Origin of the sequence: Paraburkholderia sp. HD33-4 (assembly GCF_021390635.1) — a bacterium.
Lineage (GTDB): Bacteria > Pseudomonadota > Gammaproteobacteria > Burkholderiales > Burkholderiaceae > Paraburkholderia.
The window spans coordinates 2149627-2174593 of the sequence record NZ_JAJEJS010000002.1 but is presented as its reverse complement, the minus strand read 5'-3'; the positions used below and the strand labels follow the sequence as shown (position 1 = coordinate 2174593).

Genomic DNA, 24967 nt, shown 5'->3' with positions numbered 1-24967 from the left:
ATGCTAAATCCGCGCGAGATAACGCTCTATGCCAGAGGCGCCGATCACATTCGTCCACCGCAAGTGCAGCAGCGTGGACGGATCATTCATCGGCACCATATCGCCGTGGAAATTGCAGATGCTGGAGAATACGCCAGGACCCTTTACCTTGCATTGAATTCCAAACATTCGCTGCGTCGACCGTGTTCTATCACGTCGTCGAAGTTGGGGGCCGGCGTTTCATGATGGACCTGATGTCGCCGAAACGGCGGCTCGTCCCGAAGCCGCCAGTGGCTGCAATCTCACCTTCGGTGGATGAGGTCGATCCGGCCTGATTGCAAAACGCGCGCGTGGTTTGCGTCAAAGCAAGAGCGGGTGTAGCGCGGCAAGAAGGGCGCCCGAACCCACCCGCTCAATCACTCAGCGCATCCCGATGATCACGCAAGCCTTTCGCCGACGCGTAATACCGCTGCAACGCTTCGGTCGAGCTCGCACTCAGCGCGCGGATCTGCGCGAGCCAGTCGGTTTCCACTGGCCACTCACCGGCGATCACTCGTGGATAGATCTGCCGTGCGTAGCGATGCAGCGCCTTCGCGCCGATGTTGCCGCTGACCCCGAGCAGCGCGTGCAAGCTCGCGTGCGTCGCCTCGATATCGACGGCCGCGCTGCTGCCCGCAAGCCGCGCGACGAGCGAGTGGATCTGTTCGATGCCGTTCAGGAACGATTCGTCGAGCAGGTCGAGCGAAACCAGTTCCTCGAGGTGCGCTTCGTCGAGCAGGCTTTCTTCAGCGATGGCTGCGACCGCGGATGCGCTCGCAGCCGGGGCCAATGCTACCGGCGTTGCCGCAAAATCCGTGTGCGCGGTCCCGCCCGCGGTTTCCGCGATTCGTTGCGCAGCGTCCGCAACCGGCGCGCCGCGCTTGCCGAACTGCCGTGCGAGACACGCGTATAGCGCGCCGGCCTGCACGGGCTTGATCAACACCTCGTTCATCCCGGCGGCAAGGCAGGCCTGCACCGAGTTGGAATCGGTCTGACTGGTCAGCGCAATGATAGGCAGCGTCGCGTAGGCATCGGTGCGCGCGCGGATCGACTTCGTCGTCGCGATGCCGCTCATGCCCGGCATGTTCATGTCCATCAGGATCGCGTCGATGAAGCCGTCTTCGTGCAGTTTGGTCAGCACCGCCTGGCCGTGGTCCGCCTCGACGACGCTCGCGCCGCAGCGTTCCAGGTACGCCTTCGCGACGAGCCGGCTATACGTGTCGTCGTCGGCGATCACGAAGGTTCTGCCGGCGAAGCCGTCAGGCGGTTCGCCCGGCTGATGTCGCGCGCCGTTGTCGAAGAGGGCCTGCACCGCGGTAAGCAACTCCTGCACATTCGACGTCTTGCTGATGATCTCGTCCATGCCGGCGCGCCGCGCGCGCAGCCGCACCGCGTTGCCCGGCTCGGCGGTATAGGCGACGATCAGCACGTTGCGGTTCGGGCAATCGCGCTCGGCGCGGATGCGCTCGGTCGTCGTGTAGCCGTCCATCTCCGGCATGCTGATGTCCATCAGCACGAGGTCGTAGAGCGGCGCGCGCCGCAAGGTGGCGCGCGCGAGCTCGCCGCTCGACGCCTCGCTGACATAGGCGCCGGCCTTCGTCAGGACGCGGCGGGTGCGGGCGCGCAGCGTGTCGTCGTCGTCGACGACCAGCACGCGCTTGCCCTTGAACGCGGGCATCGCGCGTTCGAACAGGAGTCGCTCGTGTTCCGCGACCTCGTCGGGCGCCACTGGCGGAAAGCGCAGCGTGAACGCGGTGAATTTGCCGAGTTCCGATTCACACTCGATGCCGCCGCCGAACGCGCGCATCGCACGCTGGCAGTAGGCGAGCCCGAGCCCGGTGCCACCCGAGTTGCCGGCCGTGCGAAACGGCTCGAACAGATGCTGCAGGATCTCAGGCGCGATGCCGGGGCCGGTGTCGCGCACGATCACCGAGTCGTGGTCGACGCTCAAGGTCAGCGTGGCTTGCGGATACGCGACGATGTGATGCAGCGCGTTCTTGATCAGATTGAACAGCGTGAACAGATAGACCGTCTCGTCGACCTTGAACACGAAGTCGCGCTTGACGACGACGCTCACCTTCGCGCGCTCCTTGTCGTTGTCGAAGCCGTATTCGGCGAGCGCCTTGCGCGTGGTCGCGCCAGCATGCAGGTAGCTGAGGCTATCCGGACGGATCGATTTGGCGGCGACTTCGTCGAGCGTCATCGCGATGATGCGCAGGCCGCGCTCGATCGACAATTGCCCCTGCGCGAGATGGTTGTACATCAGCGAAGCGGTGCCGTCCGTCAGTGTCGGCGCCGAGCCGGCTTCGCTCGCCGCGGGCAGCGCTTCCTCGACGCGGTCGAGCACGTGCCGCAGCTGGCTCAGCGGATTGCGCATCTCGTGCGCGATGGAACCCGCGAGCGCCTGCAACGCGCGGTTCTTTTCGACGAAGATGCGTCCCTTGCTGATCGCGTGACTGAACGCCATGCTGCACAGCACGACCACCGGCAGCAGCGCGAGATTGGACTTGTCCTGCGCGCTGAGAACGAGCGGCGCCGGCGCGCTCAACGCGCCGGCAAGCCCGCCGGAAAACACGCCGATACCGATGCACGTTATCAGCAGCAGGGGGTTGTCGATACACAGCGCCAGAATGAAGATCATCATGACCTCGGTCATCATCCACATCGTGGAGAAACCGTTTCTGACGGTCAGGAACGTGCAGACGAACGGCAGCACGTAAATCAGGCAGCAATGCCAGTAGATCAGCAGCGCGGGGTTGTAACGCCTCGGCCAGCGCGCCTGGAACAGCAGCGGCACGCAGACGGCCGCCGCGCTGAGCCTCAGCAGCAGATTGTCGTAAGGCTGCGGAAGGATGTAGGTCCAGACGACGTAATAGATGGGGTGACACAGGAGGCCGAGTGCGCCTCCCCATCGAATCGCGAACCTGCTTCGTTCCAGCATATCCCGCATGCTTTCGCGCGGTATCGCCATCAGGCCTCCGAGTTCATCAGGAACTCATCATTTCATGCGTATTGAATTGCTGTGCTTCGACGCCTTCGGTGAGCGAATCGCCGTTCTTGCCATGGAACGGTCCGACCGAAAAGCCGTACTTCTTCAGCAGACCATGAGTATAAGAGACCGACCACACGGGCGGGCTGCCGATGATGAAATCGGATGCGATCCCTTCCTGCCACGCCGAATAGCCTTCGGCAAAGCAGGTGTAGCAGTCGCGGGTGGACGGCAGCCTGAACGGGAACGCGGTGTCGAGTCCGGCGGGCCCACGCGCGAAGCATTCAATATAGAGCGTATGACCGCGAGAAGCGAGTTCAGCTTCGACGCTTGCCGCGCGTGGATGGGAGTCGTCGATCCAGAATTGCGCGCGTTTGAGATCGGCGGCGCTCAGGTAAGGCACGCTCGTGCTGCTCGCGAGAATCGCGCCGTCGAAAGCCGGCAGCGGCGCGTCCGCGCTGAACGTATGCACCGAGACTTTCGATTTGCCGAGCAGGTCCGACGCGAGCAGTTCCTTTGCCTGGTCGATCAGCAGGTTGAGCTTGTCCGGCAGATCGATCAGTACCAGTTCCTTCGGCGCATCCTTGTACAGCAGATACTTCGCGACCGTCGTGCCGAGCCGGCCGGCCGCGCCGAACAGCGCGAGCTTGGTGTTGCCGAGCTCGAGGTCGAGCTGCTCGCAGCAATGCATCGCCCAGTCTTTGAGCATCGCCGCGGTCGCCGCGTGGCCGGTCGTGATGTGAGGCGGCTTGACCGGCCGGGGCAGCGCGCCGTAGTTGCACGCGTACGGCGTCGACGCGCCCATCGCGACCATGTTCAAGCCCGCCTTCCTGGCAAGCTCCAGAGCCGGAAAAAATTGCGTCTCGCGAAAGCGCTTGATGCCGCGCGGGCTGCCGAGCCACATTTCGAGCGGCACCGGGCAGGCGATATTGGCGCCGATCACCTGCGAGCCCGAATAGATCGGCGATGCGATGAAGGGCTTCGTATTCCACAGCTCCTCTTCGAACGATTCGCTGCGTTCGCGAACGTTATGAAACGAAAACGAAAGGGTCTCCCAGTCGGTCGCGTGGAACAGAAAGCCGACTCCCCCCTGACGGGCCGGCAGGCAATCCCGGATTTGTTCCGGGTGAATTTCGTGCTTGAGCGCAAGCGGTGCACCATGCCGATGCAAAAAAAGTCCGTTTGGCTCGTTTGAAACGGTCGACACGTCTTTAAGGAGAGCAGTTTTCATTGGTTTTTCCTTGGTTTTGAATAGACGCTGGAAAAGTCAGCGTGCGGCGTGGCCAGCCGGTTGGGCCGCCGGCCCTTCAACTCTAGAGAAATTCGCACCGATATGCCCGTCTGTTCTTGCACACGGTATTCAAGGGCGGTTTAAGACGGGCCGCCCGCCGGGTGGCGGTCGGCTTTGGGCGAACTTCTAAAAGAATTACGGCGGAACTTTCGATATATTGCGGGACGCCGCGCGCCGTCATCGAACGGCAAAAGGGCCGCTCGGCGGCCCTTTGCTTGCATCTACAGCGAACTCCGGATTAGCGGGTGATGCTATAGCCGATGCGCGCAATCCAGCGATGCTGGTTGTAGTCGAGAAGGTCCTCGCCGTAACCGCTAAAGAAGCCGAGCCACAGGTAACCGCCCCAGCGGCTGTTGATCAGCTTCGCCAATGGATAGGTGAACTGCGTATCGATGCTGCCTTTGCCGCCCTGCGTTCCTTTGCGCAGCGTCGTGTCCAGTTGCGCGCCGTCGGGGCTTCCGTAGATGAACCGCAGATCCACATAGCCGCGGTAGTCGGCGATGTCGTGGTTCTCGCCGGCGATGTGCGTATAGTAATAAATCTTCGGCTCGACGGTCAGATGGTAGCCGTGGATGTCGCCGAAATCCCAGATCGGTTTGATGAATACAAAGTCGATGCCGCGCGATTCGGGACCGTCGCGCCCATTCGATTCGTGTTCGTAGCCGGCCATCAAGCCCATCCTGCTCCACCATTTGCTCTTCCAGCCGGTGTCTTCGAGGTAATAGAAGAGTGCCGGCATATAGCTGGTGTCGCGGAACGGCGCCGAGTACTCCTCGAGAGCCCACAGCGAGGTTTGCGTATAGGCGAAGTACAGGTTGTCGGCGAAACCACGGGAGCGCGGGTCGTCCGGAATGACGAGGCGGAACTTGAAGCTCAGCTGGAATTTCGCGAGATTGTCGCCATCCGAGCCCCAGCCATCGGCGAAGTACATCGGCTCGTAGGAGGAGAAACGGCTCAGGAACGTGTTGATTTGCGGCACCGGCGCATCCGGTCGTGACGGCGCGGGCGACGACGCGATCAGGCTCGTCGACGACGGTGCGCCGCTCGGCGTGCCCGCCGCTGCTGTTCCCGCTGTTGTTCCGTTTGCGCTCCCGGCCGAGGCGAGCGCCGCGTCCTTGCCGGAGTGCGGCGGACGCGTCAGCAGCACATACGATGGCGACACGTCGAGGTCCGGCACGTCGATCTGCATTGCACCGCGCGCCCATTCCGGCCATGTGCCGGTATAGCGGACCGCCTTCAGCTCGCCGGCGGCGAGCTTCAGATGCTCGGGGGCGCCGCTTTCGCGCGTGAGAGCAAGCTTGTGCGGTACCACGTCGGTATTGCTGAGCGCGATGGTCAATTGCGCCGGCACGTCTACCTCGGTGCCGCCGGGCTGATCGCCGGCATAGACGATCGTCACTTCGAGCGGACTATTCGATAGCGCTTCGCGCGGCGGACGCAATACGGAAACGCCGGCGACGCTATATGCGGAGTAACTGCCGAGCACCAGCACGCTGATGCAAAGCGATAAGCGGGGGATCAGTCTGGAAAACGTGCCGGAGAGCGAACTTGAAGATAATCGGGGAACACGCGAGCGGTGACTGCGTACGGCGGACTGGCGGTTTTTCTTCACGCGAGACATCAATCGATTCCGCACACGGAGCTCCTATTGGTCTTCGAGTTCAGGTCGCAATGAGACGATAGCGTTAAGGCATGTAATTGGGCAGCAAATCAGGGTCCGCATGTCTCGTTGCGGAAGCGGCGATGCATGCCGGTTTCCGCTAACTGGTTTTTTTACCTATTCTGCCAGTGCCATTTCGGATTGCGTGAGTGGAAAAATGAATTAGGAGCGCTATCGTTGCAAATAGCGGGCGGAAGCAGGGGTAATGCGGGCATGTCGTTGCATTTGCGCAACGAAGGTTTAAATGTCAAATCGCGTGGCATTCGCGACCTGGTGTATCCCCGTATTCGCATCAGTCCTTTTCTTTATGGAAATTGCGCATCAATTGGCGATTCACTTTCGTGACAATTCGTTGCTCGGTCAATGCGATCACTGAATGCTTTCTTCAATAGGCGAATTTCCGGTATTGCTCCGGCGCGCACGCATTGTCGAGTTCGTTCACGCGCGGCATATGGCGCAGCAGGCACTTCGCGCGTGGCGCCAATTGCTGATAGACGGCGTCGGGGACGTCGATGCGGACCTCCGGTCTGAAGTACCAGCTCCGGCTATAGCCAATCACGACCATCGGACGTGGCAGCTCGGTGCGGTTGGGTGTGCCGCGATGCAGCGCGCGCACATCACGAATCATCACGTCGCCGAGTTCCATCGTGATCGCATGCAACGGCAGGCGGCCGTCGCGCCATGCGAGCAGCGTCGCCTTCGGGAAATGCCTGCGCAGAACGACTATGCCGTCGCGGTCGAATGTCGCTGCGTAATCATCGAGTTGTTCGGTCGAAAAGCGGCCCACGGTTGTCTCCATTGTCGAATCGTCGAGTTGAGGATACCGCTCACTCCATCGGCGAGACCAGCAGCGACACCGGCACGCCGTGACAATCGACTTCAGCGAGGACCGTCGCGCCTAGCTCGGCACCCGACCGGGCGCGCGCGTCAAACGGGCCCGCGGCGTGGTCGATGCGCAGAATGTTCAGCGGCCAGGACGGCCGCGTCAGCCGCTCGTGCGCGAACGCGCCGACCCACAGCGGCGCCGCGGAGGTGCCGTTGTCGACCGCGTAGCCGCTCGGCCAGAAGCGCAGCACGTAGCGTTCCTCGCGCGATTCGCCCGGTCGCATGAAGACCAGCGACGACGGCACGCCGTTGTTCAGCTTCGGCAGCACCGGCAGCGCCACCGCCGCGACGTCGGGCGAAGCGAGCGACAGCAGGCTGTGCGCGGACACGTCGGTACCCTCGACCCAGCCCTGCGCGCGCAGCTGCTCGCGGATCGAAGCGGGCTCGGAGACCCATTGCAGCGTCAGCGGCTCCTTGCGATCGCCGCCCATGTCGGAGCGAAAGCACGGCAGGCGCTTCCACCCGGAGAGCTTCCACTGCGCCTGGGTGAACTGCACCGGCGGCGGTTGCGGCGCGCTGTCCGGCGGCGTAGGCATCGCGATGCCGAGCTGCAGGCCGACACTGACCGCGATGATCGCGAGCACCACGAGCGGCATGATTGGGCGCTGCGGCGGCGGCTGCGGATGCCGCCAGATCGCCGTCAATGCGATCAGCGCGACCCATGCATACGCGAGCGCCGCGCCGCCGATCGCGTCGGACACCCAGTAGCGGCCGAAGTAGACGCCCGCGAGCGCGACCACGATCACGACGATGATGCTCGCGCCGGCAACCAGCACGCCTTCGAGCTTGCCGACCCGGCGCGCGAGCAGAAACGCGAGAAAGCAATAGACGATCACCGTGGCGGCGACGTGATTGCTGGGGAACACGAAGTGGCCAGTCATCAGCTCGTTGGGCGGGGCGCGGCGCATCGCGAGTTGCAGGCAGAGAATCAGCAGTTGCGAAAACACCACCGCCGCGAGCCAGTAGCTGATCGTGCGCCAGCGCCGCTCCCACACCATCCACAGGGCCAGCGTGACGACCAGCGAGAGTAGCGTGATGCCGCTGCCGAGCGTCCCGAGCGCTGCCAGCACCGTGTCGCCCCATGGCGTGCGCACCGACTGCAGAAAGTGATAGACGGACAGGTCGATGGTGGTCAGCGGATCGCCGCTGACGACATCCTCAAGGACCCCGAAGAAAAGCGCGCCGGCCGCCAGCACGATCAGCGAGGTCACGAGAAGGTGGGTCGCATCGGGCGTGTCGGGGTCGAGCATGCGGCGCGCGGCGCGGCCGAGCGGACCCGGATGGCGGCATGCCCAGCTACCGAGATGACGGCCCGCCGCGCTCGACCACGCATTCGCGTGCGACACCAGAAACCCCGCGCCGCGAAAGCTGAGCCACACGATGCACACCAGCATCACGATGATCACGACGAGCCGGAACGACACCGCGCCCGCGAGCAGCACCGACGCGCCGAACACGACACCTGGCAGGATGTGCGCGGGCGCCCATAGCAATGCGGAGAGCACGTTGATCGCGAAGAAGCGCAGCGGCCGCATGCCCATCATGCCTGCGACGACGGGCACGATCGCCCGCAATGGGCCGATGAAGCGGGCGAGCACGACGCTCTTCGCGCCATGCTTCAGAAAGAACCGCTGGCCCGCATCGAGTACGCCGGGGTGCGTGCGGAACGGCCACAGAGTGACGATGCGCTCCTTGTAGCGATCGCCGAGCCAGAAGCTGATGCCGTCGCCGGCGATCGCGCCGACGATCGCCCACCCGAAGACCCAGGCCAGGCTCAGCGAGCCGGTGCCCGTCAGCGCGCCGGCGAGGAACATCGCGGTGCTGCCGGGGATGAAGGTGCCGATGACCGCGATCGCTTCGAAAAACGCGGCGAGGAACACGACCGCGAGCATCCACGTCGAGTGGCCGGCGAGCAGATGCAAAAGGTTGATGTAGGCGTGCTCCATCGTGCGCGATCGGCCGTTCGGGCGTAACGACCGATCATAACGCGCACGGACACGCCGTGGGCGCGGCCCGGAGCGGCGCCGCTGCATCGCTCGGACGATCGGCTCAGAATAGATGTCGTGGCTCGGCGGATCGATCCGGTGGGAGGTGGGTATGAAGGCGGCAACAGATGGGATCGTGCAGTGGGCGTTGCTTGCGGCGCTGTCGATGTTGGGGGCCGCGGGGACGGTGAACGCCCAGCAACTGGGCAATCCTGGCGGTAGCCAGAACGGAACTCATGCGGGCACCGGCGCAGGCACCGGCGCGGGGACCAGCGCGGGCACCGGCGGCGCGGCTGCCGGCGGCGCGATGGGCATCGGTACCGGCGTCAGTCCGAGTGCGATGCCGGGGCCCGGCATGTCGGCGGGCGGCTCGTATGGTCTCGGCGCCGGTGGCGCGACCGGCTCGGGTGACGCGCTCAACAACATGCGCGCCAACGGCACGGCGCTCTACATGAGTCCCGATCCGCGCGCGCCCAACGTGACCGGCCGCGCGGCGCCGCCGCGCTAGTGAGGCGCGTATAGAATGCAGGTCCAATCCGACCACAGGGAAGGCGAATGGCACACCGCGAACACAAGTACCACGTATCGGTGCAGTGGACCGGCAACCGCGGCAGCGGCACCTCCGGCTACCGCGATTACGGCCGTGATCACGTGATTTCTTCTGACGGCAAGCCCGACATTCCGGGCTCGTCGGATCCGGCATTTCTCGGCGACGCGACGCGCTGGAATCCGGAGGACCTGCTGGTCGCGTCGGCGAGCGCGTGTCACAAGCTGTGGTATCTGCATCTGTGCTCGGATGCGGGCATCGTAGTACTCGACTATCGCGACGAGGCCGAAGGCACGATGCTCGATACCGCGGAGGAGGGCCGTTTCTCGCAGATCGTGCTGCGGCCGCATGTGACGATCCGAGCGGGCGGCGACGTCGAGCGGGCCACGCATCTGCATCACGTCGCGCATCAGAAGTGCTACGTCGCGAACTCGGTCAACTTTCCGATTCTCTGCGAGCCGGTGGTGGAGACGGACGCGGGCTGAGCCGCATGCGGCGCCGCGAAGGGGGCGAGCGGCGCGCCGGACAGACGCCAGTCAGCCGCGCGCCAGCGCTCAACGATTGCCGTCGAGCAGATCGCCGAGCAATTCGTCGAACGCGGCCTGCGCGTCTTCGAGTTCCTGCAGCGCGGCGTCGAAAGTCTGCAACGCAAATTGCGAGGGTTTGCCGCTGCCTGCCGGCGGGAATTGCGATTGCAACGACGCGAACGCCGTCTGCACACGTTGGGTCGCGGTCAACACGCGTTCCATTGCGGCGGTTTCTTCGGCTCGCGCCTTGTCGTGATCCATGAGAACTCCGGGTCTTCGGGTTGCGTCGGAACGGCTCGCGCCGCTTCGCTTCAAAAGGGGACTAAAGGGGTGACTATGCCACGTTCGCGCTCAGGAGAGCGGCAGACCGCCAAACGCTTTCACTTCGCGCAACGATAAGGCCGATTCCATCGACGTCACGCCCGGCAGACTGCGCAGTTCGTCGCGCATGAACGTGCCGTAGTCGTCGAGGTCGCGCGCGACGATCTGCAGGATGTAGTCGGCGCTGCCCGACACGTTGTGGCACGACAGGATACGCGGGATCGCCTGCACCTCGCGCTCGAAGCGCGTCGCCACCACGCGGTCGTGCACCGCGAAACGCACCAGCACGAACGCGATCACACCCAGACCGAGCCCTGCGCGCGATAGCACCGCGCGGTAGCGGTCGATATAACCGTCGTTCTCAAGGCGCTTCAGACGCCGCGCGCATGGCGTTTCACTGAGTCCGACCATTTCGGCGAGACGCGCATTCGACATGCGGCCGTCGTTTTGCAGCGCGGCGAGTATCGCGCGGTCGGTTTTGTCGAGATCGTCGGCGGGCATGGTCGGGAGGTGGTTTTTGCGGATTGGTGGAAGGCGCCATTGGATCGATAGATATTAGCGTATTCCACTATTTTGTGGATAACCGCGACAGAAGATCGCCAGAAAACCCTCCGCATCCGATAGCAATATGGAGCCTCGAAAAACAAGGAGGCTCCGATGATTTCCGCTCACCTGCTGGCCGTCTATGTGGCGGCATTGATTGTCGTTTATGCGGTGCCTGGGCCGGACATGGCGCTGATCCTGCAAACCAGCATTGCGCGCGGCGTGCGCAGCGGCTTCGCGGCCGCCGCGGGGCTCGGCGTGTCACGCGCGACGCACGTGACGCTGTCGGCGTGCGGCATGGCGGCGCTGCTGCGCAACGCGCCGTGGCTGTACGACGCGGTGCGCTATGCCGGCGCGGTCTACCTTGCGTGGGTCGGCATCCAGATCTTCCGCTCGCCCGGGTTCGCATTGCCGGCCGGTTCACGCGACCAGCAAGCAGCCGGCGTGTCGCGAGTGGAATCCGCTACTTCGAGCGATGCGGGTAGTGCGGTCCAGCCGTTGCGGACCGCGTTCGTCAAAGGTCTGCTGACGAATCTGCTCAACCCGAAGGCGCTGCTGTTCTGCTCGGTGCTGTTGCCGCAATTCGTGCGGCCGGAAGCGGGGCCGGTGGCGTGGCAGATGATCGAGCTCGGCGCCGTGCTGCTCGCGATCGGCGCATGCTTCGACGGGTTGTATACGATCGGCGCTGCGCGCATCGCCAACTGGATGCGCGCCCATCCTTTGGCGCAGACGCTGCAACGGTGGACGTTTTCGGCTGCGTTGATCGGCTTCGCGCTGCGGCTCTCGCTGGATTGAGACTCGGGCCAGGCGTGAGTTTGCGTGGCTTTGGGTGAGCGCAGCCGACAGGCGACACCCGCCGCTCACTTCTTCAGCTTGCGCTCGCGCCGCGGCCGGTCCTCGATAATCTTCCTGCGATGCTTGTCCTTCATTTTTTTCCAGCTTTTGCATTCATCGCGCGTGCGCAGACAGCCGATGCAAAGGCCGGTTTTGTCGTCGAACTTGCAGATGTCGACGCAGGGTGACTCGATGCTCATGACCGGTGGCCGTCGGAGTTGAAGTAGCGCGACTATCGCACTGCTGCGCGCGCGCTGCCAGGTGATTGTGTTAATAAAGCCGATAGCGCAGCCGGCCGCTACGCCGCGATGCGCCAGAACAGGCGGCCGCGCACCCGCGGCCACACGACCACCTTCCCGCGTCCGTCGATGAAAACCTTCCTGCTGTATGTCGTGACCGCTTTCGCCGAGATTCTCGGCTGCTACCTGCCGTGGCGCTGGCTGAAGGAGGGCGGCTCCGCATGGTTGTTGCTGCCGGGCGCGGCAAGCCTTGCGCTGTTCGCGTGGCTGCTGACGCTGCATGGCACCGCCGCGGGCCGCGTGTATGCGGCCTACGGCGGCGTATACGTGGCGGTCGCGATTGTGTGGCTGTGGGTCGTGGACGAGGTGCGGCCCACGCTGTGGGACGCGGCAGGCGTCGCACTGACGCTGGCCGGCATGGCGGTGATCGCATTCCAGCCGCGCCTGCACGCGTGAGGGCGGCCGCGCAATCGACGACCCGCCCGCTCGTTATTGCTGCATCCCGCCCAGATAGTCGAGCTTGCCAAGTTCGACACCGTTATGACGCAGGATGTCGTACGCAGTCGTCACGTGGAAAAAGAAGTTCGGCAGCACGAAACCGAACAGATACGACGCTCCCGTGAACTCGATGGGACCCGGCCGCATTTTCAGCGTGATCGTGCGGCTTTCCGAGCCGTCGATCTGCTCCGCGTTGAACTCCTTCAGGTAATCGATTGTTTTCTGGAGCCGGGCCCGCAGTTCGTCGAAAGTCTGCTCGACGTCGTCGAACTTCGGCGGCTCGACGCCGGCGAGGCGCGCCGCGCAACCCTTCGCGGTATCGCTCGCGATATACACCTGGCGCACGAGCGGCAGCATGTCCGGCGCGAGCCGGGCATTGGTGAACACCGACGCTTCGATCTGCTTCGCGGCGGCGTGCGCCTCGGCCTTGCCGAGGATGGCCTGCAGGTTCGTGAGGCCGCGAATCAGCACAGGCAGTGACGCTTGATACATCGAAATTGACATGGGTTCCTCTGAATTCTCGATCGTGCGCGCAGGCGGCGCGCGCGGCAATGAAACGGCGGGAATGCCGCCTCAGCATCATAGCGTGTCGCATCCACGCCGCGCATTAGCCATTCGGACGACTGCCGCGCGCGCCGGAACTGTGTTCGAATCCCCTGGTCGGACGGTTGGACGAAGTTCTTGAACAACCCCTGCCGCGTATCGCGCAAACGATGCGCCCCATGCAGGAGCGTGGCGTGCCTGCCCGTCGCCGGGCCGCGCGGTCGTGCGTGATCGGGCGCGCCGCCACGCCAACAGGAGAGTCGACACCATGGTCACCAGGCATCCCTTGCCGGGCAGCGAGCGTAAGGTCGCGCAGGGCACGACGGTCATCGGGAATTGCGATCCCGCCGAGCGGATCGAGGTCTTCGTGATGCTGCGCCGCCAGCAGCAGGCACAGTTCGACGCATTGATGAAACGCATCGAAGCCGGCGACGCGAGCGTGAAGCCGCTGTCGCGCGAGGCGCTCGCCAAAGACTACGGCGCCGCACCCGCGGACATCGCGAAGGTCCGCGCGTTCGCGGCCGCGCATGGGCTCACCGTCGCGCGCGAAGATCCGGCGGCGCGCTCGGTGCTGCTGAGCGGCACGATCGCGCAATTCCAGAGCGCCTTCGAGGTCAAGCTCGAGCGCTACCAGCACCACACGGCGGGGCAGTTCCGTGGCCGCACCGGCACGATCAGCGTGCCGGACGATCTGCATGGCGTCGTCGAAGCAGTGCTCGGGCTCGACAACCGGCCGCAGGCGCGGCCGCATTTCCGTATCCGGCCGCCGTTCGTGGCGGCGCGCGCGCAGCAGGTGTCGTTCACGCCGCCGCAGCTCGCGTCGCTCTACCAGTTTCCGCAAGGCGACGGCGGCGGTCAGTGCGTCGGCATCATCGAGCTCGGCGGCGGCTACAACACGTCGGATCTGAAGACCTATTTCTCGGAGCTCGGCGTGAGCGAGCCGAGCGTGACCCCGGTCGGCGTCGATCAGGCCGGCAACCAGCCGAGCGGCGACCCGAACGGGCCGGACGGCGAGGTCACGCTCGACATCGAGATCGTCGGTGCGATCGTTCCGGGCGCAGCCATCGCCGTGTACTTCACGCAGAACAGCGACGCCGGCTTCATCGACGCGGTGAGCCGCGCGGTGCACGACACGACCAACAAGCCGTCAGTGATCTCGATCAGCTGGGGCGCGCCGGAATCGGTCTGGACCAGCCAGTCGATGCAGGCGCTCAACAGCGTGCTGCAATCGGCGGCGGCGCTCGGCGTGACGATCTGCGCGGCCTCGGGCGACAGCGGCTCGAGCGACGGCTCGGGCGGCGGCGACGAGGTCGACTTTCCGGCGTCGAGCCCGTACGTGCTCGCCTGCGGCGGCACGCAACTGAGCGCGTCCGGTTCGTCGATCACGCGCGAGGTCGTGTGGAACGACGGCCAGCAGGGCGGCGCGAGCGGCGGTGGCGTCAGCACCGCGTTTGCCGTGCCGGTGTGGCAGCAGGGTTTGTCGGCCACGGCGACGGGCGGCGGCAGCCAGCCGCTCAACGGGCGCGGCGTGCCGGACGTCGCAGGCGATGCCTCGCCGTTGACCGGCTACGACGTGCTGGTCGACGGAACGCAAACGGTGGTGGGCGGCACCAGCGCGGTCGCGCCGCTGTGGGCGGCGCTGATCGCGCGCATCAACGCGGCGAAGGGACAGCCGGCCGGCTTCGTCAACGCGAAGCTGTACAAGGCGCCGGGCGTTTGCAACGACATCACGGAGGGCAACAACGGCAGCTTCGCGGCGTCGACGGGGTGGGACGCCTGCACGGGACTCGGCAGTCCCAATGGCGCGAAGGTGGCGGGCGCACTATAGTCTGCAACACAGCGCATGTCACAACAGCAAGAACGAGGACGCACGGCACGTAAAACGAACCCTTGGAGCGATCATGACCAATATAGAATCAGCTTCCGGTAGTCAGCATTCGCCGCACAACACGCATGCCACGGCCTCGGCAGGCGCGTCCACCACTACCAGCCCGCCGCCCAAGCCCGGCGACCAGCCGTTCTTCGATCCGGTCGCCTATGGCAACGGCCCGGACGATTCGGTTACCGATACAGTCGAGACGGCCGCGATCACGCATCATTCGGTGACGATCGGCGGGCACAAGATCAACTACACCGCGACCGCGGGCCATCTGGTGATCGTCGATCCGAGCAGCTCGCAGCCTTCGGCGAGGATGTTCTACGTGGCGTTCACGCAGGATCAACAAAAGGAAGAAACGCGGCCCGTCACGTTCTTCTATAACGGCGGGCCGGGGTCGTCGTCGGTATTCGTGCTGCTCGGCTCGTTCGCGCCGCGCCGCATCAAGACGTCGATGCCGGGCTTCACGCCGCCAGCGCCGTATTCGCTCGAAGACAATCCGGACAGTCTGCTCGACAAGAGCGACCTCGTGTTCATCAACCCGGTCGGCACCGGCTATTCGGCGGCGATCGCGCCGAAGAAGAATCGCGACTTCTGGGGCGTCGATCAGGACGCGGATTCGATCAAGCAGTTCATCAAGCGCTTTCTGACGAAGAACAACCGCTGGAATTCGCCGAAGTATCTGTTCGGCGAGTCCTACGGCACGGCGCGCAGTTGCGTGCTCGCGTACCGGCTGCACGAGGACGGCGTCGATCTGAACGGCGTCACGCTGCAATCCTCGATTCTCGATTACACGCAGGCGGGCAATCCGGTCGGCGCGCTGCCCACCGCGGCCGCGGACGCGTGGTATCACAAGAAGCTCGGCGTCGCGCCGCGGCCGACCGATCTCGGCACGTTCGCCGAGGAGGTCGCGCAGTTCGCGCGCACCGACTACCTGGCCGCGCTGCGCAAGTTCCCGACCACGGATTCCGCCACCGTCGAAAAACTCAGCGAATACACCGGCATCGACAAAACGACGCTGCTCGCCTGGAGCCTCGATATCGCGGGCTATGACAGCCGCGGCAATTCGCTGTTCCTGACCACCTTGCTGAAGTCGCAAGGCCTCGCGCTCGGCTCCTACGACGGCCGCGTGACCGCGATCGACACCGGCATCGCCGGCAAGATCGACCCGAACTCCGGCGGCAACGATCCGACCATGACCGCGGTCACCGGCGTCTATACGACGATGTGGAACGTGTATCTGAACGAGCAGCTGAAGTACACGTCGAACTCGTCGTTCACCGACCTCAACGATCAGGCGTTCAAGTACTGGGATTTCAGCCATATCGATCCGACCGGCGCGCAAAAGGGCGTCGACTCGAAAGGCAACATCATTCTGTACACGGCCGGCGACCTTGCGGCCGTGATGGCGCTCAATCCCGATCTCAAGGTGCTGTCGGCGAACGGTTTTTTCGATTTCGTCACGCCGTTCTATCAGACCGTGCTCGATCTGCAGCAGATGCCGCTGGTCAGTCAGCAGGTGCGGCAGAACCTGTCGGCGCGGTTCTATCCATCGGGGCATATGGTGTATCTCGATGGCGGTTCGCGCACCGCGCTGAAAGCCGACCTCGCGAAGATGTACGAAGAGACGGTGTCGAATGCGCAGGCGCTCGGGCGGATCCGCGCGTTGCAGGCGCGGGTGGCGAAGTAGCGGCGTTGGCGAGGCGTCGCGGCTTGTCGCGACGTCGCGCTGCGTTGGTTTGCTCCGGGTCGCGGGAGCCGCCGGGAGCCAGAGCAAACCGCGCGCTGCCATGTCAGGCTTTTGTACCCATTCAAATTGAATGTGTTTTAATTGCCTTGCGAATTGAACAACCGCGTGCCGCCGCCGGCGCGCCGAAGAATGAACGCAGGCATCGCAGACACGCATCGGCGCGGTCTTTCCCGCGACACAACCAGCAGCAATGACACAGCCAACGCGCGGCCGCCCGGGTGCAAGCGCGTCCTTCGCCCGCGCGTGCGCGTCGCGCATCGTGCGGTGCTCGTCACCGTCGGCACATTGCTCGCGCTGCGCATCGGCGGCGCCGTCGCGCAACAGAGCGCCGTGCTCGACGACCGCGTGACCCAGCAGTCGATCGGCCGGACGATTTGCCGCCCCGGTTATGCGGAAACCGTCGCCCCGCCGTTCGACGAACTGATGGCGCACAAGGATCGCCTGCTTGCCGCGCGCGGCATCGATGCCGATGACGGCACCGCGTTCGCGCTCGACCGGCGCGTGCCGATCGTGCTCGGCGGATCGCCCGATGCACCGGCCAATCTCGATCTATTGCCGTGGGCCGGCCCGCAGGGCGAGCGCCGTAAGGCACGCGCGGCGGCGATGCTCAAGCGCTGCGTTTGCGAAGGCAAGCTGAGTCTCACGCAGGCGCAAGCGGCGATCGTCGGCAACTGGTCGGCGGTGTATGCGGGATTCGGCCAGGCGTCCTGCGACGTCAGCCGGCTCGACGCCGCGTCAGGCGACGACGACGGCGTCGACAGCGAAGACAGCCGGCGCGGCGACGCACACGAGCGCGAGCGTTGAGCGCGTCGTGAGGTTGCGCATCCGCGCATGTGCGGATCACGACAGGGCGCGACGATCGCTGCACGCACTCATTCGCGCGGATCTGCTGCGCACGTTGCCAGTCAGTTCGACACAACACCGTTCGCCGCCCCTTACTTTTTTTCGGAGAAACACGATGACCCATTCCCGCCTCGCCGCCCTTGCGCTCACGATCGGCTGCCTGAGCGGCAGCGCCGCCGCGCTTGCCGCCGCGCCCACGCATTGCGCGCGCGCCGACGCGCTAGAGATTCGCGGCGACGTGCCCGGGGCGCTCAGCTTCGACGTGTATCGGCAACTGCGCCCGCTGGATGCGCAGCGCATCGCGCTGTTCGAGGCGGCCGGCGAAGTGAAACGTCTGCCCGACGGCCTGCCGGTATGCCAGATCGCCGACGATGGCGTCGACGATCCCTCCGCGGTGCTGGTCCGTCTGCCGCAAGGTAAAAATGCATGGTGGGTGAGCGCGGCGAACGTGCAAGCGGCGGACTGATCGACGCGATCGGACCGCCTTGGCCCACGTCCCCGGCACGATGGCTCCGCCGATACATCTCGGTGCGGGCCGAGGCCGGCCACGCACGCAAGGTCCTGAAGCAGCCGATGTTTTTCTAGGATTGGCGCGACTGATTCAGGTACAGTGCATCGACGGGGACGTTTTGCCATTGCCTACGATACTGCGTCACAGTGTGTCCACTGTCGAGGCGGGCTATCCTGTCAACGGGATGAAATTCGCACAGGAGATTTGAACGATGACCTACTACCTGTCATTGCTCGCTATGGGGTTGGCCGGCGCGACCGGCATCGTCGCGCTTCGCGCGCTCGCCGCGGCTCACGCAAAACAGCGTGCGGCGCTGCGGCCGGTACGTATCGCAAGCCCTGACCGACGGACGGACCGCCAGGCGCGGCGAGGGTAGGCCGCATGAACCTGACCGTGCGCAATATCGCCGAATCGTGCAGCGAGCAGGACGTGCGGGAATTTCTGAAGCGCGAACTCGGCCATTACGCGAAACACGTCGAGGTGGTGGACGCCGGCAAGCCTAGCGCCTATGCGACGGTCGAACTCGACGCGAGCGTGCCGTATGTCGGCGACGTGATCGCGCGGCAGATTCACGGCAAGCATCTGGGTGGCCAGGCGCTCGAAGCGAGCGCCGATCTGTTCAGCGACGAACCGCCGGCCCCGCGGTAAGCACGGTAGGTGGTGTAGTAACTTCGACTCTTCTGGAAGGCGGTGGGCATGCGCGACGACGCGAGCATGCCCACCGCCTTCGTTCATTTCAGAGCGCCGCCCGCGGCCTCTTCATTGCGCATCCGGCGACGCCGGCCAGTCGAACGGCGTGTATGGCAGCGCCCGCTTGTGACGCGTCGCGTTGTAAAACTGCAGGACCACGTCACGCACGGCATCGCTGACCGGCTTACCTTCGAGGAAATCGTCGATCGCGTCGTACGGGATGCCGTACGCGTCTTCGTCGGGACGAAGCGGTCGCAGCATCTCGAGGTCGGCGGTCGGCACCTTGTGCGCCAACGAGTCAGGCGCGCCGAGCGTGTTCGCGACCGCGCGCACGCGGCGCTTGCTGAGCCCGGCGAGCGGCAGCACGTCGGCGCCGCCGTCGCCGAACTTCGTGAAAAAGCCCATCACCGATTCGGCCGCGTGGTCCGTGCCGATCACGACGCCCGAGCGCGCGCCCGCCACCGCGTATTGCGCGATCATCCGCTGGCGCGCCTTGACATTGCCGTGCACGAAATCCCGCTGCGATTCGTCCTTGAACGACACGCCGCTTTTATCGAGCGACTCGAGCATCGCATCGGCGGCGGGTTTGATATCGATAGTCAGATTTTCGTCGGCGCGAATGAAACGTAATGCCTCGAGCGCATCCTCTTCATCGCGTTGTTTGCCGTAAGGCAGACGAACCGCGATGAAACGCGCGTCGTAATGGTTCGCGCGCAAACGTTCGACCGCGAGTTGCGCGAGACGCCCGGCCGTCGTCGAATCGACGCCGCCGCTAATGCCGAGCACATAAGTTCTCAGGTGGCTGTTGCGCAGATAGTTCGCCAGAAAATCGACCCGGCGCTCGATTTCGCGGCTTGCGTCGAATTCGGCGGCGACGTGCATTTCGGCTGCGATGCGGGCCTGGCGGGCGGCTGGATCGGATTGAGCCATGATCGTTGTGGTCCTCGCGAGAGAAGAATCGATTGAAACGGATTGAAACAGCCTGAAAGCCGGTTGAAAAACGGTCTGGGTATCGGGGCCTCGCGCGGTTTCGGTGGACCCTTCGTCGAATGAAAAGGTGTTCCGATTGGCGGGCTTGATTTTCCGATGAGCGTTTTAATTGCGGATTAATCGCCTTTTCGCTGATACGTCGATTGTCGAAAAATTGCCAATCATTTCTGAAAAGATCGAGCGCTCGGCGGTATTTTCATCGACACGCCTCAATTCGCTGAGTAATATCAATTGTTCCGAACGCCGTAGGGACCCGGCGTGCAATCAATAATAATCATGTTTGCTCCAAGACGCGATGACATACCCAGATCGGCCTGGCCAGCCTGGATTGAACCGCCTGAGGATTTGCGCATGGGTTTGCGCAGCCGTCGTATCGAGTGCCGGCGCGCTGGCGGCGCAGGTTCATGCGGCGGCGCCCGGTTCCGCGCCGTTGCCTGCATCCGCGACATCGGCGGCGCGTACGGTGAATCTGACCAATCCGGCTAAAGCATGGAATGGCGCGAGCCGGCCGCCGGCCACGATCGATGCCGCCACCGTTGCCGCGCCCGACGCGGCCGGCATCGTCGATCCGCGCCGCGCGTTCCTGCTGCGCGACGTATTTGCGCAGGACGTGACGCGCCGGCTCCGCCTGCCCGCTGCCGAGCAGCGCGCGTACGCCGACCGTCTTGAAGCAGCGCTCAACAAGAACGAGCTTGGCAACGTGTCGGGCGAGTACGTGGTGCTCGTCGATCGCAATGCGAACGTGCAGGCGCTCCTGATTTACTTCCGCCCGGCGCCCGCCGACAACTGGCAGATGATCGGCGCATCGCCGGTATCCACCGGACGGCCCGGCGAATACGACCACTTCGTCACGCCGCTCGGCGTGTTCGAGCATACGCCCGACAACATGGATTTCCGCTCGGAGGGCACGGAGAACGAAAATCACATTCGCGGCTACGGCCGGCGCGATATGCGCATCTTCGACCTCGGCTGGGCGCAGGGTGAACGCGGCTGGGGCAAGGGGGGCATGTCGCAGATGCGCTTCCAGATGCACGCGACCGACCCCGAGCGGCTCGAACCGCTGCTCGGTATTCGCCATTCGAAGGGCTGCGTGCGGATTCCTGCGTCGCTGGACACGTTTCTCGATCACTACGGGATTCTCGACGCGGAATATGCGCAGCTCGTCGATTCCGGCCAGTCGCTGTGGGTGCTGAAAAGCGATCGGCAGATCATGCCGTGGGCGGGGCGCTTTATCGTCGTCGTCGATTCGCAGCGCAAGAGCCGGCCGACGTGGTCGCCGGCACCGGGCGCGGTTGCGCGCGCGAAAGTGCCCGCGCACGCGGATACGGCCGACTGACGGGCGCTGTGTCGCAATGCCGGCACGTGGCCTCTCACGACCTCGCCAACGATACCCCAGCCAGCGCGAGCGCGAACCCGGCGATCTGCACCGGCAGCAGCGTCTCGCCGAACCCCAGATAGCCTTCGAGCGCGGCAAGCGGCGGCGCGAGAAACAGTAGCGCGGTCGCGCGCGCCGCATCGCCGCGCCGGACCATCCAGACCAGCAACGTGACGCTGATGCCGGACAGCATCACGATGCCCCACGCGAGCGATGCCCACAGTGTCGTCGACACGATCCAGCGATGCTCGCCGAGCGCCAGCGCCAGCACGCCCGCGACGACGGCCGCGCCGACGTTCTGCACGGCGCTCGCGCTGCGAATATCGGCCTTCGCGAGCGAGGTCTTCTGGAACAGCGTGCCCGCCGTGATCGCCCCCACCGCGACGACCGATATCAGCACGACCAGCCACGCGGGCGCGTTGCCGTGCGTGGGCGGGGTCGCGGCGGCGAGCTTCGGCGCGAGCACCAGCACGACGCCGGCGAGGCCGAGCGCCATGCCGCTCCAGCCGCGCCGCGACAGGCGCTCGCCGAATAGCGGCGCGGCGACGGCGGCGGTCGCGAGCGGCTGCAGCGCGCCGAGCAAGGCCATTACGCCGGCGCTCAGACCCTGCGCGACGGCCCAGTAGCCAGCGCCGAGATAGACGCCTTGCAGCAGCGCGCCCGCGGCAAGGTGCTTGCCGAAGTCGCGGCCGGTCGGCCACGCCGCGCGCGCGATGAGCGCGGCCAGCGCGAAGATCAGCGCGGTGCCGCCGAAGCGGGCCAGCAAAAACAGATTGGGATCCGCGTAAGGCGTGATCGCGCGGGCGACCACGAAGCCGGTCGACCACAGCACGACGAAGACGGCGGCAAGAAAGGAAGCGAGCATCGAGGCGGGTGGTTTGAAAAAGCCGCCATGTTGGCGGCACGGCCGGCGCGCGTCTTGTTCAAAGCTGCAACGCGCGCGGGACCGTCACCACGCGAGCAGCGCCATCCCCGCTCCGAGCACGCCGCCGCAGACGACGCACGCCCACAACAGCCGGCGCGTGCGGCGGTATTCGCGCGCGAGATCCGCGAGCAGTTGCGCGTTCTGCTGCGGCGTGCCGGTTCGATCGTGCTGCTGCAGATAGCGCACCGCCAGTTGCGGCACGCGCGGCAGCATATGCGCGAGATGCGGCAGCTCGTGCGACAGACGCTTGAGCCAGCCGCGATGATCGAGATCGCGTCGCGCGATATTAGCGAGCACGCCACGCGCGATGTTCCATGTGTCGACGCCCGGATGCAGCGTCCGCGCGATCATCTCGGCCTGCTGGAACGAGCGCTGCGCGGTCGCGAGCCGGCCGGACACCTGGCCGTCGAACGGTTGCACGCCGTGCAGCAGATGATGAAACAGCGAACCCGCCGAACGATCCTCGGGCGCCGCCGCGAAGTGCGCTTCGGCGCGCGTGCGCAGCTCGGCTTCGAGCAGCTCGGTGCGCGTGTGGTCCGGCACGTGACCAGCCTCGCGATGCATGTCGGCGAGCCGCCCGTAGTCCTGGTCGAACAACGCGGTCGCGCCGTGCACGAAGAACTCGCGCTCGCCGCTCGACAGCGTCGCCATGATCGAGAACTCCGCGAGCACGAGGCGGCCGAGCGTGTCCGGCTCGATGCTGACGCGCACGCGGCGCGCATCGAGCGTCGCGTGGAAGAAGCCGTGTTCGAATGCCTGCTCGGTGACCACCTCGACGATATGCGCGGCGAGCGGCGCCAGCTTGATGCCGTGCGCGTGCAGGCCGGGCAGGTCGTTCGCGGGCAAGGTGTTGATGCGCTGCATCGTCAGCGTGTGGTCGGTGCACAGCTCCCAGATCACGTCCGGCACGACGATGCGCTTGTCGCCGTCGAAATGGTGGCCGGTCTGGCTCAGGTTGGCGGCTTCGGCGCGCAGGTCGAAGCGGCGCAGGATGTCGTCGGTGAAGGATTGAGCGAGCGCGCGCACCTGCAGCCGCCGCGCGACGCGCGACAGCTTTTCGAGCCAGCGCGCGACCCAGCGCAGCAGCGCGAGTTCATCGCCGATCTGTTGCAACTGCTGCGCGCGCACGAGCTTGACTGCGACTTCGTGGTGACCTTTGACCGGCACCGCTAGCCGCGCGAAATGGGTTTGCTCGGCGAAGCCGCTGCGTACCGGCACGAGGTCGACCGCGCTGAACAGCTCGCCGAGCGGTCGGCCGAACGCCCGCGTCAGAGCCAGCGCGGAGTCGTCCGGCGACAGTGGCACTTCCATGTGATCGACTGCATCCAGCGCGTCATGCAGCGTGGCGGTGGTGAGCTCGGGACGCCCGGCGAGCGTCTGCGCGAAGCGGCTCGCGAGCGGACCGAGCGCCGGCAGCAGACCATGCAGCTGCGCGCCGCTGCGCTCCGACGCATGCACGCGGCCGATCAGCTCGATCATCCAGTGCAGTTTGTGGTCGGGCGGGGCGGCGAGCCAGATCAGGCGTGCGCCGTAACGCAGCGCATGGAACAGCAGCAGTAGACGGCGAAACAGTGACGGCATCGGCGGTTCGGTTGACGGGGGGCATTGTGCGCGGGACTCGGCCGGGCCGCGGCATTGCGTTCGCCGCATGGCTGACGAGTCCAGCCGTCAAGGTTAGCAGGTCGGCGCGATGGCTGGCGTATTCGTACGCAAGGACGGTTCGATGCGCTCGCAGCGCCGCCGTCGGCGCGCCCATGAGCGACACCTGCACGCCCGCACCATCACGCGGGATACGCGTACTACAATACGGCGGCCTTCCTCAACCATGGCGAAACCCAAGCGTGCCGGCTTCCGGCCTCCACAGATGCTCGCAGAACAACGTCATCAATACATCCTCGCGCAAGTCGCCAAGAACGGCGCGCTGTCGGTCGCCGAACTGGTGCGCGAACTGAACGTATCGCGCGAAACGATCCGCCGCGACCTCAACGCGCTGGCCGGCCGCGGCCTGCTCGTGACGACGCACGGCGGCGCGCTGTCGAGCGATCGCCGCGAGCCCGATCTCGATACGCGCGAAGCCGAGAACGCCGGCGCGAAGCGTGCGATCGGCGAGCGCGCGGCCGAGTTCGTGCCGGACGGCGCGTCGCTGATCATCGATTCCGGCAGCACCACGCAGTCGGTTGCGCGGGCGCTGCTCGACCGGCATCGTCTGACGGTCTATACGAACGACTGGCGCATCGCGCTGCTGCTCGGCCGGCGCAACGACAATCGCGTGACGCTGCTCGGCGGCGAGCTGTCCGATATCGAGGACGCGACCTTCGGTCTCGACACGGTCCAGCAGTTGACGCAGTACCACGCCGATTTTGCGTTCATCGGCGCGGGCGGGATTTCGCCTGACGGCTATCTGACCGACTACAGCCGCATGGCGGCCGAAGTGCGCAGCCGCATGATCGCCGCGGCCGACATGGTGGTGATCGTCGCCGATCATTCGAAGTTCGGACGCGTGACGCCGGTGCGCATCAACGGCATCGAGTCGGCGCGTTATCTGGTCACCGAACTGGCGCCCGAGCGCACGCTCGGCAAGGCGATCTCCGCGCACGGTCCGGAGATTCTGATCGCCTGAGACGGTCGGGCGGGGCGGTTCCCGCCGCGGTCGTACGCCACTCGTCTGGAGCGCCATTCCCCGCCCGCCAAAATCTAAATAAAAAAAGCCGCGACTCTCCCTGCAGGTTCCGGAGCGGGCGGGCACAAGACGCGCCGTGGTCAGCCCCGCGTCCGCCGCAACAAAGGCGGATGCCGCGAGCGCCACACGCACGGCCAGCGCGCCGTGCGAGCGCCGCATCCGCGAGCACCGCCGCTCGCCGAGCACCTTCCGCAATTTCCCGACGCACCCTGCATACATCGTCATTTTCGCCGTGTACGATCCACACGGGATCGGCGCGCGGGGCTCCGCTTTTGGGTGGCGCGATGAATTCCTTCGGTTGGCTTGTGTTGGCAATTTGTGTCTTTTTTTGGAATTAGGCAAAATCGTCATGGCCTTGTCATCGAAACCTGTGATTCTTGCCGTGCCCGCTCAGGCGGGGCCGGCAGCGCGGGTGTCGTAGGCGGGCTGTCAGTCAGGCTGGGCGAG

The 24967-nt window shown here is 65.2% G+C and carries 25 protein-coding genes; 13 read left to right on the top strand and 12 right to left on the bottom strand.

The features are described from left to right. Nucleotides 1–391: 391 nt before the first annotated feature. The 5 genes from L0U84_RS29835 to L0U84_RS29815 form a co-directional block, all read right to left on the bottom strand. Entirely contained in the window at nt 392–2989 is a 2598-nt protein-coding gene (locus tag L0U84_RS29835) for an ATP-binding response regulator (RefSeq protein ID WP_233855664.1), read from the bottom strand. A gap of 16 nt (nt 2990–3005) precedes the next feature. Next, nucleotides 3006–4238: a hypothetical protein gene (locus L0U84_RS29830; RefSeq protein WP_233855663.1), complete on the bottom strand. Its 1233-nt coding sequence runs from the start codon at nt 4236–4238 to the stop codon at nt 3006–3008. A gap of 298 nt (nt 4239–4536) precedes the next feature. Further along, entirely contained in the window at nt 4537–5784 is a 1248-nt protein-coding gene (locus L0U84_RS29825) for a phospholipase A (protein WP_233855662.1), read from the bottom strand. Nucleotides 5785–6343: 559 nt separating this feature from the next. Further along, nucleotides 6344–6757: a hypothetical protein gene (locus L0U84_RS29820; protein ID WP_233855661.1), complete on the bottom strand. Its 414-nt coding sequence runs from the start codon at nt 6755–6757 to the stop codon at nt 6344–6346. Nucleotides 6758–6785: 28 nt separating this feature from the next. Further along, complete coding sequence (locus L0U84_RS29815) at nt 6786–8789, bottom strand: bifunctional DedA family/phosphatase PAP2 family protein (RefSeq protein ID WP_233855660.1); 2004 nt, start codon at nt 8787–8789, stop codon at nt 6786–6788. A gap of 151 nt (nt 8790–8940) precedes the next feature. Between L0U84_RS29815 and L0U84_RS29810 the strand changes: the two genes are divergently transcribed. Both L0U84_RS29810 and L0U84_RS29805 read left to right on the top strand, forming a co-directional pair. Further along, nucleotides 8941–9336 carry a hypothetical protein gene (locus L0U84_RS29810; protein WP_233855659.1) on the top strand — a complete coding sequence of 132 codons (396 nt, stop codon included), beginning with the start codon at nt 8941–8943 and terminating at the stop codon, nt 9334–9336. A gap of 47 nt (nt 9337–9383) precedes the next feature. Further along, complete coding sequence (locus L0U84_RS29805; RefSeq protein ID WP_233855658.1) at nt 9384–9860, top strand: OsmC family protein; 477 nt, start codon at nt 9384–9386, stop codon at nt 9858–9860. Between the two features lie 69 nt (nt 9861–9929). On the opposite strand, the gene L0U84_RS29800 is transcribed toward L0U84_RS29805, so the two are convergent. After that, the gene (locus L0U84_RS29800; protein ID WP_129957547.1) at nt 9930–10163 is read right to left on the bottom strand and encodes a hypothetical protein; all 234 of its coding nucleotides are present in this window, start codon (nt 10161–10163) and stop codon (nt 9930–9932) included. A gap of 90 nt (nt 10164–10253) precedes the next feature. Then, a complete protein-coding gene (locus L0U84_RS29795; RefSeq protein ID WP_129957546.1) occupies nt 10254–10724 on the bottom strand; it encodes an Lrp/AsnC family transcriptional regulator in 471 nt (156 codons plus the stop codon). 156 nt (nt 10725–10880) lie between these two features. Here L0U84_RS29795 and L0U84_RS29790 point away from each other — a divergent pair, with 156 nt between their 5' ends. After that, on the top strand, nt 10881–11561 hold the full coding sequence (locus tag L0U84_RS29790; protein WP_233855657.1) for a LysE family translocator: 681 nt from the start codon (nt 10881–10883) through the stop codon (nt 11559–11561). A gap of 65 nt (nt 11562–11626) precedes the next feature. Here L0U84_RS29790 and L0U84_RS29785 read toward each other — a convergent pair whose 3' ends face one another. Further along, nucleotides 11627–11800 (bottom strand): DUF1289 domain-containing protein, encoded by a 174-nt coding sequence (locus tag L0U84_RS29785; protein ID WP_233856870.1) that lies wholly within the window; start codon nt 11798–11800, stop codon nt 11627–11629. 168 nt (nt 11801–11968) lie between these two features. On the opposite strand from L0U84_RS29785, the gene L0U84_RS29780 reads away from it, so the two are divergent. Continuing rightward, nucleotides 11969–12295, top strand: a complete 327-nt coding sequence (locus L0U84_RS29780; protein ID WP_233855656.1) for a YnfA family protein — start codon at nt 11969–11971, stop codon at nt 12293–12295. A gap of 33 nt (nt 12296–12328) precedes the next feature. Here the strand turns inward: L0U84_RS29780 and L0U84_RS29775 are convergent, their stop codons facing one another. Further along, entirely contained in the window at nt 12329–12841 is a 513-nt protein-coding gene (locus tag L0U84_RS29775) for a DUF1993 domain-containing protein (RefSeq protein WP_233855655.1), read from the bottom strand. 307 nt (nt 12842–13148) lie between these two features. Here L0U84_RS29775 and L0U84_RS29770 point away from each other — a divergent pair, with 307 nt between their 5' ends. The 6 genes from L0U84_RS29770 (at nt 13149) to L0U84_RS29745 (ending at nt 18508) form a co-directional block, all read left to right on the top strand. Next, entirely contained in the window at nt 13149–14708 is a 1560-nt protein-coding gene (locus L0U84_RS29770) for a S53 family peptidase (RefSeq protein ID WP_233855654.1), read from the top strand. Nucleotides 14709–14781: 73 nt separating this feature from the next. Next, nucleotides 14782–16446, top strand: coding sequence for a S10 family peptidase (locus L0U84_RS29765; RefSeq protein ID WP_233855653.1), 1665 nt, complete (start codon nt 14782–14784; stop codon nt 16444–16446). 189 nt (nt 16447–16635) lie between these two features. Further along, nucleotides 16636–17310, top strand: a complete 675-nt coding sequence (locus L0U84_RS29760) for a hypothetical protein (RefSeq protein WP_233855652.1) — start codon at nt 16636–16638, stop codon at nt 17308–17310. A gap of 154 nt (nt 17311–17464) precedes the next feature. Next, on the top strand, nt 17465–17815 hold the full coding sequence (locus L0U84_RS29755; protein WP_233855651.1) for a hypothetical protein: 351 nt from the start codon (nt 17465–17467) through the stop codon (nt 17813–17815). Between the two features lie 256 nt (nt 17816–18071). Beyond that, complete coding sequence (locus L0U84_RS29750) at nt 18072–18236, top strand: hypothetical protein (protein ID WP_233855650.1); 165 nt, start codon at nt 18072–18074, stop codon at nt 18234–18236. 5 nt (nt 18237–18241) lie between these two features. Further along, complete coding sequence (locus tag L0U84_RS29745) at nt 18242–18508, top strand: RNA-binding protein (RefSeq protein WP_233855649.1); 267 nt, start codon at nt 18242–18244, stop codon at nt 18506–18508. Nucleotides 18509–18619: 111 nt separating this feature from the next. Here L0U84_RS29745 and nadE read toward each other — a convergent pair whose 3' ends face one another. Then, nucleotides 18620–19480 carry an ammonia-dependent NAD(+) synthetase gene (gene nadE, locus L0U84_RS29740; RefSeq protein ID WP_233855648.1) on the bottom strand — a complete coding sequence of 287 codons (861 nt, stop codon included), beginning with the start codon at nt 19478–19480 and terminating at the stop codon, nt 18620–18622. 448 nt (nt 19481–19928) lie between these two features. Here nadE and L0U84_RS29735 point away from each other — a divergent pair, with 448 nt between their 5' ends. Further along, nucleotides 19929–20876, top strand: a complete 948-nt coding sequence (locus L0U84_RS29735) for a L,D-transpeptidase (protein ID WP_233856868.1) — start codon at nt 19929–19931, stop codon at nt 20874–20876. 34 nt (nt 20877–20910) lie between these two features. Here the strand turns inward: L0U84_RS29735 and L0U84_RS29730 are convergent, their stop codons facing one another. Further along, on the bottom strand, nt 20911–21780 hold the full coding sequence (locus tag L0U84_RS29730) for a DMT family transporter (RefSeq protein WP_233855647.1): 870 nt from the start codon (nt 21778–21780) through the stop codon (nt 20911–20913). An 84-nt stretch (nt 21781–21864) separates the two neighbouring features. After that, nucleotides 21865–23421 (bottom strand): ABC1 kinase family protein, encoded by a 1557-nt coding sequence (locus L0U84_RS29725; protein WP_233855646.1) that lies wholly within the window; start codon nt 23419–23421, stop codon nt 21865–21867. Between the two features lie 283 nt (nt 23422–23704). On the opposite strand from L0U84_RS29725, the gene L0U84_RS29720 reads away from it, so the two are divergent. Both L0U84_RS29720 and L0U84_RS29715 read left to right on the top strand, forming a co-directional pair. Beyond that, the gene (locus L0U84_RS29720; protein ID WP_233855645.1) at nt 23705–24460 is read left to right on the top strand and encodes a DeoR/GlpR family DNA-binding transcription regulator; all 756 of its coding nucleotides are present in this window, start codon (nt 23705–23707) and stop codon (nt 24458–24460) included. Nucleotides 24461–24596: 136 nt separating this feature from the next. Next, the gene (locus tag L0U84_RS29715) at nt 24597–24941 is read left to right on the top strand and encodes a hypothetical protein (protein ID WP_233855644.1); all 345 of its coding nucleotides are present in this window, start codon (nt 24597–24599) and stop codon (nt 24939–24941) included. The last annotated feature ends 26 nt before the right edge of the window (nt 24942–24967 follow it).